Genomic DNA, 13,944 nt, shown 5'->3' on the forward strand with positions numbered 1-13,944 from the left:
CAACCTCACTGCTTCGGATACAAGCCCAACGTACTCGCATGCAGCCGCGCGATCCCGAGCAACGCGTCCGTATAAGGCGTCGGCACGTGCGTCAGCTGCCCAAGCTCGCGCACCGCGCCGACCAGCGCATCGAGTTCGACCGCCTTGCCGGCCTGCACGTCCTGCAGCATCGACGTCTTCATCGCGCCGAGCTTAAGCGTGTCCGCGTGACGGTCATCGGGCGCCTGGTCGATCGGGATGCCGAAGCGCGCGCCGATTTCCTTCGCCTCCAGCATGATGTGTGTGACGAAGCCGCGCACGAGTTCGTCGCCGAGAATCCGGTCGGTCGTTGCGCCGGTGATCGCGCTGACCGGGTTCATCGTCATGTTGCCCCATAGCTTGAACCAGACGTCGCGCTGGATCTGCGCGGAGGCCGTGGCATGGAAGCCCGCCGCCTGCAACAGCGCGGCGAGCAGTTCGATACGCTCGCTCGGCTTGCCCGACGCCTCGCCAACGATCAGCCCATTGCCCTGGTGATGCCGGATCACGCCGGGTGCGTCGATCAGGCAACTGGCATGCACGACACAGCCGACCGTCTGCGCGGTCGGGATCGCGGCGGCGATCGCGCCGTCGGGGTCGATCGTCTTCAGGCGCTGGCCGGCGAGCTCGCCGCCGAGGCCGTCGCAGAACCACCACGGCACGCCGTTCATCGCCGTCAGCACGATCGTCTCGGGGCCGAGCAGCGGTTTGATATGCGCGGCCACCGCCGCCATCGCCGGGCCCTTGACCGCGATCACGACGAGCTCCTGCACGCCGAGGTCGGCCGGCTTGTCGCTCGCCTTCACCTGCTCGGCGTAGATCACGCCGCCTTCGATCAGCCGCAGACCGTGCTGGCGCACCGCGTCGAGCGTCGCGCCGCGCGCGACCACGCTGACCTGATGCCCCGCCTGCGCGAGCTTCACTCCCATCCAGCCGCCGATCGCGCCGGCGCCGTAGATCGCTACTTTCATCGCCTGAATCCTTGCCTGTTACTGTGTTTATCGCAGCGTTGATTGTCGCGCTCTTTTACGGGTGGCTTCAATCATTGCCGGTAGCTCGCATCGATCCGGTCGACCCGCCGCACCAGCGCATCGAACACGTCTTGCCCGGCGCCGTGGCGCGGGTCGAACTGCAGCGCGTCGCGCGAACAGCGCATCGCGACCTCCTCCGGCACCGGCCGCGCGCGGCCCATCGAAAACGTCGCCATCTGGATTTCGCACGCGCGATTCAGCGTCCACAGAATCGCGAAGGTCTGCGGCAACGTCCGGCCCCACGATAGCAGACCGTGGTTGCGCAGGATCACCGCCTGTTTGTCGCCGATATGCGCGAGCAGCCGCGGGCCCTCTTCCGCATGAATCGTGATGCCTTCGAAGTCGTGATACGCGATCCGGTCGTGCAACTGCGCGCTATAGAAGTTGGTTTGCTGCAGGCCCTCTTCGAGACAGGCCACCGCGACGCCCGCTGTGGTGTGCGTGTGCATCACGCAGTGCGCGTCGGGCAAGCCCTCGTGAATCGCCGCATGCACGACGAAGCCGGCCGGATTCACCGGATACGGCGAGCCGTCGAGCACCCGCCCGTGTGCATCGATCTTCACCAGATTGCTCGCGGTGACTTCGCTGTAGTGGAGCCCGAACGGGTTGATCAGGAAGTGGCGCTCGGCGCCGCTGACGGTTTCGGGCACGCGCAGCGTGATGTGGTTGTAGATCATCTCGGTCCAGCCGAGCAGATCGAAGATCCGGTAGCACGCGGCGAGCTGCACGCGCGCCTGCCATTCGTCCGGATGCATCGCGGCGGGTCTGGACGAGCTCGCCGGTTGCGCTTCGAGGGTCGTGGCCATCGTCAGTGTCTCCATGATTGTGGTTGTGACGGCGCGGCCATGCGCGCCGCCACCCTATTCACTCGTGCTGCAACGGCGGCTGAACCGCCGGACGGCTTCAGGCGCCCGACACCACCGCCGCGATCGACGACGCGACATAGTCCGCGTTACGCGCGTTCAGCCCGGCGACGCACATGCGGCCCGAGCGCAGCACGTACACCGCGTATTCGTTGCGCAGACGCTCGACCTGGCTTTCGGACAGGCCCGTGTACGTGAACATGCCGCGCTGCGCGACATAGCGCGCGCGCATCACTTCGTCGACGCGTCCGTCGAGCCCCGCGTGGATCACGTTGCGCATCGCCAGAATGCGCTCGCGCATCGTGCCGAGCTCGGCTTCCCACGACGCGCGCAGCGTCGCATCGGCGAGCACGTTGGCGACGAGGCGCGCGCCGTGCGTCGGCGGATTGCTGTAGTTCGCGCGCACCGCCGACATCAGTTGGCCCGCCACGCGCGCCGCTTCGTCGGCGCTCTTGCAGACCACGCTCAACGCGCCGACACGCTCGCCGTACAGCGAGAAATTCTTCGAGAACGAGTTCGCGACGATCAGCGGCACGTTCGCGTCGGCTAGCAGGCGCACGGGTGCGGCGTCTTCTTCGAGGCCCGCGCCGAAACCCTGGTAGGCCATGTCGACGAACGCGATCAGCTTGCGGCGCTGCAAAACCGGCGCCAGTTCCGCCCATTGCGCCGGGCTCAGATCCACGCCGGTCGGGTTATGGCAGCACGCGTGCAGCAGCACGACGCTCTTTTCCGGCAATGCGTCGATCGCGGCGAGCATCTCGGCGAAACGCAGGCCACCCGTTTGCGGGTCGTAGTACGGGTAGGTGTTGACCGTCAGGCCCGCGCCTTCGAATATCACGCGATGGTTTTCCCAGCTCGGGTCGCTGATCCACACCTGCGAGCCGGCGAAATAGCGCTTCAGGAAATCGGCGCCTACCTTCAGCGCGCCCGAGCCGCCGAGCGTTTGCAGCGTCGCGATCCGGCCTTCGGCGCGCGCCGCGCTGTCGGTGCCGAACACCAGCGCCTGCGCGGTGTCGCGATAGAGCGGCAGACCCGCCATCGGCAGATACGAGCGCGGGCCGATCGCGTCGAGCAGCGCGGTTTCGGCGCGGCGCACCGCGTCGATCACCGGCAGCTTGCCGGCGTCGTCGAAGTAGATGCCGATGCTGAGGTTGACCTTGTTCGGCCGGGGGTCCAGCTGAAAGTCTTCGTTCAGGCTCAGAATCGGGTCGCCCGGATAGGCGGGAATATGGTCGAACATGACGGGTCCTTGAAGGCGGCCTGTGCAGGCCTGTTGTAGCGGTCGTCCGCGCGCCGCGCGATGACAGGGCAAACCTTAAGTCTAAGCGGGTTTGCCGGGCTAAGTCGACCCGCACGAGTGTCGGTCGCCGGCGCGCCGCGCACAATCAATCGTTTTTTCACGATTCGTAAGTTTTTCTTTAGAATCGATCGTATGCCTCTTACCCGCGTCACGATCCGCCAATTCGAAGCGTTCCTCGCCATCGTCGATCTGCACAGCATCGGCGCGGCGGCAGAGCGGCTCGGGCTGACTTCGTCGGCGGTCAGCCAATTGCTTGCCGAGCTCGAAACGGAGCTCGGCTTCCGGCTGTTCGATCGCACCACGCGGCGTGTCACGCTGTCCAGCGCGGGGCAGGACTTTCTGGCGTCGGCCGAATCGGTGCTGCGCCACGTGCGCGCGGCCGCCCAGTCCGCCGACGACATCCGCAATCGCGCGGCCGGCATCGTGCGGGTCGGCGCGCCGCTCGTGATCGCATCGACGGCGCTGCCCGCGGCGATCGCCGAGTACGCGCGCGACAAGCCGAAGGTGGTCGTGCGGGTCTGCGATACCGTGGTTGAGCAACTGGTGGAGCGGGTGGAGAGCGGCGATATCGATCTCGCGATCGGCCCCGACCGGCAAAGCGGGCCGCGCGTGCGCGCCGAGGCCGCGTTCGCGAGTCCGTGGGTCATGTGGTGCGCGGCCGCGCATCCGCTCGCCGCTCGCCGCCGCGTGCAGTGGCAGCATCTGCGCGACGTGCCGATCGTCGCGACCGGCCGCGACCATGAGCGCGCGGTCGATCAGATGCGCGCCAATCTGCCGGTCGAGGCGCGCATCATTCCGGTCGATGTCGTCGATAACGTGACTACCGCGTTCGGCCTCGCCGCGCAAGGGCTGGCGGTCACGCTCGCGCCGGCCTATGTGGCGCCGCTCGCGCGCACGTTCGGGCTCGTGATGAAGCGCATCGTCGATCCGGAAACGATTCGCGAGGTGTGCGTGTATCGCTCGACCGAACGGGCGCTGTCGCCATCGGCCGATGGTTTCGCGGATTTCGTGATGCCGTGGTTGAAACGCTGGGATCGGGAGACGCAGGCCGAGGCGCGGGGTAAGCGGAGTTGATGCGCGATGCGACGCGTCGCGCATCTAGGGCTGCATACACAGCGCGAACAGTTGCCGCTGATTCGAAATCCCCAGCCGCGCATACGCGCGCTTCTGATACGTGACGACGCTCGCCGGCTTCACACCCATCTTGCCGGCAATCTCGGCGGCGCTCGCGCCTTCGAGCGTGCCACGCAACGCGTCGAGCTCGCGCGGCGTCAGCGTCGGACATGCGCGCCGCACGCGCGCGAGCATCGCCGCTCCGGTGCCCTGCTGATGCTGCCCGTTCAGCGCGTAATGGCCCTTCGCCGCATGCGCGAACAGCGGCGCGACGCTTTCGACCCGCTCCAGATCGCCCGGCGTGAACACGCCGTACGCGCGGTCGCGATACAGGTTGATCGACAGCCATACGCTATCCGCGGGCTGAACCAACAACGACAGCCGGTCCGATACGTTCGGCTGCGCGTAGCAGGCCGCGCGATACGCTTCGTTTTCGATTTCGTCGCCGCGCTGCTGATGCAGCACCAGCCCATCCCGTGAAGCACTGCGCCGCCTGTCATGGGTCTGGCCGATGATCGCGCGATTGCCGTCGAGCGCATAAAAATGCGCGGCGTAGCGTTCGGCGACGTCGCGCAGAAAATGCCCGCCGCGATGATCGGCCGCCGACACCGTACGCGGCCGCGCATCGAACTCATACGCGAAGATCGTGCACTGCGAGACGGACAGCGACAACGATTCCCCAACCGTCTGCAGAATGCTCGCGGCGAGCGCGTCGGCATCCGGGTGGGAGATCGCGATGACGAGGTCGGTGGCGCGCGCGGTGCTGATCTGACCGCTGCGCTGCGGTGATGCGAGGCGCCAGGAACGCATGATGGGGATTGGTGCTTGCGCTGCGTGGATTGGGTTGCGGCAAGCGTAGCACAGCCGGTGCGCGGCGCAGGTCCGCCGGCGTGATCCAGTCGTCAGCGATGCCTTATCGCCCGGTAAACGACCCCCGCTGCAACGCCACCACCCTCGGCAATTCAATCGTAAAGGTCGTGCCGGCCTCGTCGCTGGATACGACGCTGACGTCGCCGCCATGCATCCGCGCGATCTCCTGCACGATGTGCAGACCGAGCCCGAGCCCTTCGCGCGAGCGCGCGCCGTTGCCGTTCGACCCGAACGCCTTGAACAGATGCGGAAACACCTCGGCCGGAATCGTGCCGCGATTGGACACCTTCAGCCGCACGCAATCCTCGGCGTCGCCATCGACCTCGACGCCGATATCCCCCTCCGGCGCGCCATGATGCAGCGCATTGCTGACGAGATTCGACACCGCCTGCCACACGAGATCGGTATCCCACGCGCCGGCCGTATTGCCGGTGCAGGTGAACACGATCTGCTTGCCGCTGTCCTGCGACGCGAATTCGTCGATCACCGCGCGGCACAGCGTCGCCAGTTCGATCGAGCGCGGCTGCAACGGCAGACGTCCGCCTTGCAGGCGCGCGAGGTTCAGCAGCTGATCGACCATCCGCGCCATGCGCAGCGAGCTGTTCTTCACGCGCGCGGCGACGGTCGCGGCCTGCTCGTCGGCGGCCGTGCGCATCAGGTATTCCGCGGACGCGAGCACCGCGCCGAGCGGCGTGCGCAGATCGTGACTGAGCACCGCCATCAGCATTTCGTTCGCTTCGAGCATCTGGCGCGTCGTCACCAGTTGCGCGGCGAGCTGGCGCTTCTGCTGCTCCAGCTGCACGAACACGTCGACCTTCGACTGCAGGATGCGCGGATCGAACGGCTTGTACAGGAAGTCGACCGCGCCCGCCTCGTAGCCGCGGAACGTGCGCGACGCGTCCTGCGCGGTCGCGGTCAGAAAGATGATCGGAACGTGCGAGGTGCGCGGGCTGCCGCGCATCAGCGCGGCCAGCTCGAAGCCGTTCATGCCGGGCATGTTGACGTCGAGAATCGCCAGCGCGACTTCGTGCTTGAGCAGCAGATCGAGCGCGGCGGTGCCGGAGTCGGCGACCAGCACCGCGACGTCGGGCCGCGCGAGCAATGCTTCGAGCGCGGTGATGTTGTGGGCGATGTCGTCGACGATCAGGATGTTCACAGGTGAGTTCGTCATGGCATCGGATCAAAGGGAAGTCGGCAGCGCGGCAAGGCGCCTGGCCAGGGTTTCGGGATTGAAAATCGCATCGGCGGCGCCACGCGCGATCGCCGCGCGCGGCATTTCCGCCGAACCGGCGCTGGCGGGGTCCTGCACCCATGCGGTGCCGTCGAGCGCGCGCACGCGTTCGAGGCCGAGCGCGCCGTCGTCGTTGGCGCCGGACAGCAGGATCGCGAGCAGCCGCTCGCCGTACACCGCGGCGGCCGATTCGAACAGCACGTCGATCGACGGCCGCGAGAAGCGCACCGCCGCATCGGTCGACAGCGCGACCGTGCGGTCCACTTCGACGAGCATGTGGTAACCGGGCGGCGCGACGTGCACGCGGCCCGGCAGGATCAGCTCGCCGGCATCGGGTTCGAGCACCGGCAGCGCGCAGCGATGCGCGAGCGCCGGCACCAGATAGCTCGGCGAATCGGGCGGCAGATGCATGACGACCATCACGGCCGCCGCGAAGCGCGCGGGCAACGCGGCGAGCAGCACGTTGAGCACCTCGATGCCGCCCGCCGACCCGCCGATCACGACAAGCTCGTAACCGCGCGGCTCGCGCGCGCGCGCGGCGCCACCAGCATCGGCGGTATGAGTCATGGCAGGTTCCACGTTCGAAGATGGCATCGCGACCTCGCTAACGCTTCTGATAAATGCGCTCGGCCGCGCGGAACTCGTCGAACGCCGGATAGTGACGCGAAAACCGCAGGCTTTCCTTGCTGCCCAGGCCGAGAAAGCCGCGCCGCACCAGCGCGTTCTCGAACAGCCCCAACGCGCGATCCTGCAGGCCGCGATCAAAATAGATCAGCACGTTGCGGCACGACACCAGATGCGCTTCGAGGAACACTTCGTCGGTGGACAGGCTGTGATCGGCGAACACGACCCGCTCTTTCAGCGAGCCGGCAAAGCGCGCGCCGCCATACGCTGCATGATAGTAGTCCGACAGCGAACGCGTGCCGCCCGCCGCCAGATAGTTCTGCGTGAAGCCCTGGATGCGTTCGAGCGCATAGATGCCCGCCTCCGCGCGCGCGAGCGCGTCGGGGTTGATGTCGGTCGCATAGAACAGCGTGCGCTCGGTGAGGCCTTCCTCGTCGAACAGGATCTTCAGCGACCACAGCTCCTCGCCGGTGCTGCATCCCGCGACCCACACCTTGACCGACGGATAGGTGCGCAGACGCGGCAGCACATGTTGGCGCAGCGCGAGGAAATACGACGGATCGCGAAACATGTCGCTGACCTGCACGGTCAGGTACCGGAACAGCCGCGAAAACTCGTTGCCGTCGCGCATGATGCGGTCCTGCAGCTGCGACAGCGTCTCCACGTTGAATTCATCGAGCGCCTGCGCGAGGCGGCGGCGCAGCGACGACATCGCGTAGTGGCGAAAGTCGTGCTGATACTTCAGATAGATCGCCTCGAGCAGCAGCTTCAGCTCGATGTCGAAATCGCTGAGACGCTGCGGTACGTCAGATGCGGACGGTTTCATCGCGTTTCTCGTTTGCGTGCTTGCGCTCGCGCTCTCAGCGCTGCCGCAGCCACACGCGGCACAGCGCGACGAGCTTGTCGACGTCGATCGGTTTCGACACGTAGTCGTCGGCGCCGGCTTCGAGGCAGCGCGTGCGATCGTTCGCCATCGCCTTGGCGGTCAGCGCGATAATCGGCAGATGCGCGAAGCGCGGATTGCGGCGAATCTCGCCCATCGCGGTCAGGCCGTCCATCTCGGGCATCATGACGTCCATCAGCACCAGATGCACTTCCGGTCCGTTCTCCAGTTCGTCGAGCGCCTCGCGGCCATTGCGCGCGATCAGCAGCTTCGCGCCGAGCGGTTCGAGCACGTGCGACAGCGCAAAGATGTTGCGCACGTCGTCTTCGGCGAGCAGGATCGTGCGGCCCTCGAACGCATTGTCACGTTGCCGCACGGTGCGCAGCATGCGCTGCTGCTCCGGCGCGAGCGACGACTCGACGCTGTGCAGGAACAGCGTGACTTCGTCGAGCAGACGCTCCGGCGATTTCGCGCCCTTGATGATGATCGACTTCGAATAGCGGCGCAGCCGGTGTTCCTCTTCGTCGGACAGCATGCGGCCCGTGTAGACGATCACCGGCAGCGATGGGTGTGCGGTGTTGGCGGCGAGGCGTTCGAGCAGATCGTAGCCGGTGCCGTCGGGCAGCGCGAGATCGGTGACGACGCAGTCGAACGCCAGCGCCCCCAATTGCTCGAACGCCTCGGCGAGTGTCGCGACCGCGACGATCTCGGTGTTCTCACTTTGCAGCAGCGCGCGGATGCTTTCGCGCATCGGCGCGTCGTCCTCGATCACCAGCACGCGCTTCAGGCGCTGTTGCAGCCGCGCTTCGAGGCGGCGGATCGCAGCCTCCATCGTCGAGCGCGCAGTCGGCTTCAGCGTGTAGCCGATCGCGCCGAGGTGCAGAGCCTTATCGGCGTGATCGGTAGCCGACACGATATGAATCGGAATGTGGCGCGTCAGCGGATCGTTTTTCAGCCATTCGAGCACCGTGAGGCCCGAGCGGTCCGGCAGACCCACGTCGAGCAGCACCGCCGCCGGCCGCATGTCGCGCACCAGCGCGAGACCGCTGGCGGCGTCGCTCGCGTGCACGAAGTCGAAGTCGAGTTCGTGCACGAGATCGCGCAAAATCGCCGCGAACGGCGGATCGTCTTCGACCGCGACGATCAGACGGCCGGCGCGCGTGCGGTTGTCGCGATCGTCCGCGATCGGCGCGGCGGCGGCGGGCGCGGCCGTGCCGGGCAGCAACGCGTCGCGCAACGCGATCGGCGACGCCCGGTTTGCTAGGCCATTCGCCGGCGAGATCACCGCGGCGGGCGCGGCGTCGAGCGGCGTATGCAGCAACGGCGCTTCCGCCGTCGCCTGCGCGCCAATGCCCGTGCCGGCGTTGATCGCGCTGCCCGCGGCCTCGCGCGCATCGAGCGGCAGCCACAGCGAAAACACGCTGCCCTTGCCCACTTCGCTCGCGACCGTGATGCGCCCGCCCAGCAGCCGCGAGAATTCACGCGAAATCGACAGCCCGAGGCCGCTGCCGCCGTATTGACGGCTCGTCGAACCATCGGCCTGCTGGAATGCCTCGAAGATCATGTCGAGCTTGTCGGCCGGAATGCCGATGCCCGAATCGCGCACGTCGAAGCGCAGCACGTTGTCCTCGACCTTGGCGACATCGAGCGTGACCTCGCCGCGCTCGGTGAACTTAACCGCGTTCGACAGCAGGTTGCGCAGAATCTGCGTGAGCCGCTGACCGTCGGTGACGAACGTATCCGGGGTACCCGGCAATTTGTCGAAGGCGACCCGCAAGTGCTTGGTCGCCGCGATCGGCCGGAACATTTCGTCGAGCGATTGCAGCGTCGCGTCGATCGACACCGTTTCGGGTTCGACCGTCAACTGCCCCGCCTCGACCTTCGACAGGTCGAGAATATCGTTGATCAGCACGAGCAGATCGCTGTTCGACGCGTGGATCGTCTCCGCGTAGCGCACCTGCTCTTCGGTCAGATTGCCGCTGCGATTTTGCTGCAGCAGCTTCGCGAGAATCAGCGAGCTGTTCAGCGGCGTGCGCAATTCGTGCGACATATTCGCGAGGAATTCGGACTTGTAGCGGCTCGACTGTTCGAGGCGCTCCGCGTTGGCCGCCAGATCGTTCTGCGCGCGCAGCAGATCCGATTTCTGGCGCTCCAGCCGCTGCGCATATTCCTCGAGTTGCACGTTGGTCTGTTCGAGTTCGGACTGCTGCGCTTCGAGGCGCCGTTGCGAGTCCATCAGCGCGCGGCCGCGTTCCTCGAGACCTTCGTTGGAGACCCGCAACTCCTCCTGCTGGACCTGCAACTCCTCGTTCAGCTGCTGCGTCTCGGCGAGCGCATCCTGCAGGCGCTCGCGATACAGCGCCGCTTCGAGAAAATCGCCCATGCTGTGGCGGATCAGCTCCATGAACTCTTCGTCGCGCGGCCTCACTTCGCGCAGGAAGCCCATTTCGATGACGCCGTTGACCTGGCCGTCGTTGTCGATCGGCAGGATCAGCAGATTGCGCGGCGCGCCGCTGCCCGTCGCCGACATGACCCGCACATAATCGGCGGGCACGTCGCGCAAAACCAGTGTGCGGTGCGAGCGCGCGGCCTGGCCAACCAGCGTTTCGCCTTCCTCGAAACTCGGTGCGGCGGTCTGTTCGCTGTCGCGGCTGTATCCATACGCGGCGATGCGGCGCAGCGTGCCGCTTTGCCGGTCGCGCACGTAGAGCGCGGCGACGACCGCATCGAGATATTGGGCGAGAAACTCGAGCATTGCGCGGCCGACGAGCGGCGCGCTGGTCTGACCGACCACCTTGTCCGCGAGCAGGCGCTGGCCCGAGCGCAACCAGACCTGCTGCTCGAGCAGCGTGGTCTGCTCGGCCTGCTGACGCAGCACGTTGTCGTAGGTCTCCGACAGGTCCAGCAGTTCACGACGCCCCCGCCATGCGAGCAGGCCGCTGACGACGAGGCTGAACAGCAGGAACAGGCCGACCAGCGTCCCCGTCACATTGCGCGTCGCTTCGGCGCGCTGCTGGCGCAGGCGCAATTCGACATCGAGAAAATCGCCGAATTCGCGGCGTATTTCGTCGAATTCGACCTTGCCGCGCCCCGCTGCGATCGCGCTCTCATAGTCCAGGTTGCGGCGGCGCGCGTCGATGGTCTCTTCGGCGAAGCGCGTCCAACGCTGCTGCAACGCCTCGATCTGCTTGAGCCGCGCGATCTGCAGCGGGTTGTCGGCGAGCTGCTTTTGCAAGCTTTCGAGCTGCGCCTTGAATTTCGGGCCGCCGTTTTCATACGGCGTGAGGAAGCTCTCGTCACCGGTGATCAGAAAGCCGCGCATCGACGATTCGCGATCGACCGCGAGCCGCAGCATTTCGTTGGCGTCGCCGATCACGCGCTCGGAGTGCTCGGCCCAACTCATCGTCGACACGAGATAAACGATCAGGCCGACGAACAGCGCCATCGTGACGAGGCCGACGCCCAAAGGCAGCGCGATATTGCGGCGAAGGATGCGGCGGAAACGGAGTTGATCGACGGCCTGCGATGCGGTCATTTTTTCTGTAGGTGGCATGGCGAATCGGGTCGATGCGGAATATTTTGCGGGTCTGTGCACGGTGGTGAGTACCGCGAAACGACCGCCGTCATCATACAAGGACGACACTCATCCTGTATCGGAAGGCGGCAGGTCGAGCCTTGCTGGCAGGACGCGGTTCGCTCGCGCGGTCGGTCGCGTGCGGCGAGCAATGCAAAAAGAAACCTGGCCGGCTCGCACCGGCCAGGTCCCTGCATCGAACACACGTCATCGACACGCCGCATTGCGGCTACGCCCAGCGTCTTTAGCGGCTCACGCGGCAGCGCAACCTCCCCGGCCCGCTCAGGCCGGCACCAATTCCGCCTGCGCCGCGCGCGACCAGACGCGATGCTGCCCGGCAGCCTTGATGAACGCCTTCAACACATCGGCCGATTGCGAATCCTCACCGGTCGCGACGCCGTCCGACTGCGCGGGCAACTGCGCGGCCGTGAGCAGATCGCGGCCCGCGCCGAGCGCCGCGATCGCCTTCAGATGCTTGAACGCTTCGAGCACGAAGTGCCGCGCATCGCCCGACTGCGACAGCGCCTTCGCCCCCTTCTCGCCGCCGACGACGATCACCGCGTCGAACATCACCGACGGAAGCCCGGCGATCGTCGCGTCGGGTGTGAGGCCATCGATCCCGGCGAGCGTCGGCGCGATCAGCATCGGCGTCGCGCCTTCACTCTTGAGCGCCTGCTGCATCTGTTTGATCGCAGCCCCATCTGAGCCGGGCGCAGCGAGCAGCGCGATCTTGCGGGTCTTGATGCCCGGCTTCACGCGATTGAGCAGACTCAACGCCGGCGACGCCTTCGGCCCCACCGGCTTCGCCGTGCCCTGCTTCGGCGCCGGCAGACCGAGTCCTTCGGCCACCTTCGCGGCGAGACCGGCGTCGAAGTTCGCGAGGATCTCGTTGACCTGGCGCGCGCGAATCTCGGGCTTCGTCACCTTACCGAGTTCGAACTGATAGGCCGCCGCGATATGGTCTTTCTCCGGCTGCGACATGCTGTTGTAGAACAGCGCGGCCTGCGAGAAATGATCGGCGAACGACTCGCTGCGCACGCGAATCTTCGTGCTCTCGACGCGTTCCTGATAGCTGTCGAAGCCGCCATCTTCGGCGGCCGGATCGGTTTCCTTCGGCCAGCCGTCGTTCAGCGAGTTCGGCTCGTACGACGCCTGGCCGACGTGAATCGCCTGCCGATGCATCGCATCGCGCTGATTGTTGACGGACGGACAGACCGGCCGGTTGATCGGAATCTCGTGAAAGTTCGGGCCGCCGAGACGGCTGATCTGCGTGTCCGTGTAGGAGAACAGACGTCCTTGCAGCAGCGGGTCGTTGGTGAAATCGATGCCCGGCACGATATGCCCCGGATGGAACGCGGCCTGTTCGGTCTCCGCGAAGAAGTTGTCCGGATTGCGATTGAGCGTCATCTTGCCGATGATCTGCACCGGCACCAGCTCTTCAGGAATCAGCTTGGTCGGGTCGAGCAGATCGAAATCGAACTTGTGCTCGTCGGCTTCCTCGACGATCTGCACGCCCAGTTCGTACTCGGGATAATCGCCGCGCTCGATCGCTTCCCACAGGTCGCGCCGGTGAAAGTCCGGGTCCTTGCCGGCGAGCTTCTGCGCTTCGTCCCACAGCAGCGAATACGAGCCTAATACCGGACGCCAGTGGAACTTGACGAAGCGCGCCTTGCCCTCTGCATTGACGAAGCGGAACGTGTGGACGCCAAAGCCTTCCATCGTCCTCAAGCTGCGCGGGATCGCGCGGTCCGACATCGTCCACAGCACCATGTGCGCCGATTCGGGCACGAGCGAAACGAAGTCCCAGAAGGTGTCGTGCGCGGAGCCGCCGGTCGGCATTTCGTTCGGTGCTTCCGGCTTCACCGCGTGCACGAAATCGGGAAACTTGATCGCGTCCTGGATGAAGAACACCGGCATGTTGTTGCCGACCAGATCGAAATTGCCTTCCTGCGTGTAGAACTTCGTCGCGAAGCCGCGCACGTCGCGCACCGTGTCGGCCGAGCCGCGCGGTCCTTGCACGGTCGAGAAACGCACATAGACCGGCGTTTCGGCGGCCGGGTCCTGCAGAAACGCGGCCTTGGTGTACTCGCGCATCGATTCGTAGACCTTGAAGACGCCATGCGCGGCCGAGCCGCGCGCGTGTACGATCCGCTCTGGAATGCGCTCGTGATCGAAATGCGTGATCTTCTCGCGCATGATGAAGTCTTCAAGCAGCGACGGACCGCGTGGCCCCGCGCGCAACGTGTTCTGGTTGTCGGCGATCTTGACGCCCTGATTGGTTCGCAGCGCCTCGCCTTGCGGCTTCACGCGATTGCGTTCGAGATCGTTCGATTTCGCGTCGTTCGACTGCGCCGCCCCGTTTGCGTGGGCCGCGGGCTTCTGGGTATTCGCTTTACCTGCCATGGGAATCGACTCCTTGTGTTCGGGCGCGCGGCGA

At 66.0% G+C, this 13,944-nt stretch carries 9 protein-coding genes and 1 pseudogene; 1 reads left to right on the forward strand and 9 read right to left on the reverse strand.

What is annotated here, in order from left to right:
• Positions 1 to 5 precede the first annotated feature (5 nt).
• From VSR82_RS28385 to VSR82_RS28395, 3 genes are all read right to left on the reverse strand, one after another.
• On the reverse strand, positions 6 to 989 hold the full coding sequence (locus tag VSR82_RS28385; RefSeq protein WP_429455542.1) for a 2-dehydropantoate 2-reductase: 984 nt from the start codon (positions 987 to 989) through the stop codon (positions 6 to 8).
• Positions 990 to 1,060: 71 nt separating this feature from the next.
• Positions 1,061 to 1,855: a class II aldolase/adducin family protein gene (locus VSR82_RS28390; protein WP_410849301.1), complete on the reverse strand. Its 795-nt coding sequence runs from the start codon at positions 1,853 to 1,855 to the stop codon at positions 1,061 to 1,063.
• Positions 1,856 to 1,952: 97 nt separating this feature from the next.
• On the reverse strand, positions 1,953 to 3,152 hold the full coding sequence (locus VSR82_RS28395; protein WP_368583796.1) for an amino acid aminotransferase: 1,200 nt from the start codon (positions 3,150 to 3,152) through the stop codon (positions 1,953 to 1,955).
• A 192-nt stretch (positions 3,153 to 3,344) separates the two neighbouring features.
• On the opposite strand from VSR82_RS28395, the gene VSR82_RS28400 reads away from it, so the two are divergent.
• Entirely contained in the window at positions 3,345 to 4,286 is a 942-nt protein-coding gene (locus VSR82_RS28400) for a LysR family transcriptional regulator (protein WP_368583795.1), read from the forward strand.
• Between the two features lie 24 nt (positions 4,287 to 4,310).
• Here VSR82_RS28400 and VSR82_RS28405 read toward each other — a convergent pair whose 3' ends face one another.
• The 6 genes and pseudogenes from VSR82_RS28405 to katE all read right to left on the reverse strand — a co-directional run.
• Positions 4,311 to 5,135 carry a helix-turn-helix transcriptional regulator gene (locus VSR82_RS28405; RefSeq protein WP_429455543.1) on the reverse strand — a complete coding sequence of 275 codons (825 nt, stop codon included), beginning with the start codon at positions 5,133 to 5,135 and terminating at the stop codon, positions 4,311 to 4,313.
• A 103-nt stretch (positions 5,136 to 5,238) separates the two neighbouring features.
• Positions 5,239 to 6,366, reverse strand: coding sequence for a hybrid sensor histidine kinase/response regulator (locus VSR82_RS28410; RefSeq protein WP_429455544.1), 1,128 nt, complete (start codon positions 6,364 to 6,366; stop codon positions 5,239 to 5,241).
• Positions 6,367 to 6,375: 9 nt separating this feature from the next.
• On the reverse strand, positions 6,376 to 6,993 hold the full coding sequence (locus tag VSR82_RS28415) for a chemotaxis protein CheB (protein ID WP_429455545.1): 618 nt from the start codon (positions 6,991 to 6,993) through the stop codon (positions 6,376 to 6,378).
• A gap of 37 nt (positions 6,994 to 7,030) precedes the next feature.
• A complete protein-coding gene (locus VSR82_RS28420) occupies positions 7,031 to 7,876 on the reverse strand; it encodes a CheR family methyltransferase (protein ID WP_410849307.1) in 846 nt (281 codons plus the stop codon).
• Positions 7,877 to 7,910: 34 nt separating this feature from the next.
• Entirely contained in the window at positions 7,911 to 11,468 is a 3,558-nt protein-coding gene (locus tag VSR82_RS28425) for a response regulator (protein WP_498858264.1), read from the reverse strand.
• A gap of 321 nt (positions 11,469 to 11,789) precedes the next feature.
• Positions 11,790 to 13,925: pseudogene (gene katE, locus VSR82_RS28430) on the reverse strand (catalase HPII); the annotation flags it as partial.
• Positions 13,926 to 13,944: the final 19 nt, after the last annotated feature.

Source organism: Burkholderia sp. JPY481, from assembly GCF_038900515.1.
In the GTDB taxonomy this organism is placed as follows: domain Bacteria; phylum Pseudomonadota; class Gammaproteobacteria; order Burkholderiales; family Burkholderiaceae; genus Paraburkholderia; species Paraburkholderia youngii.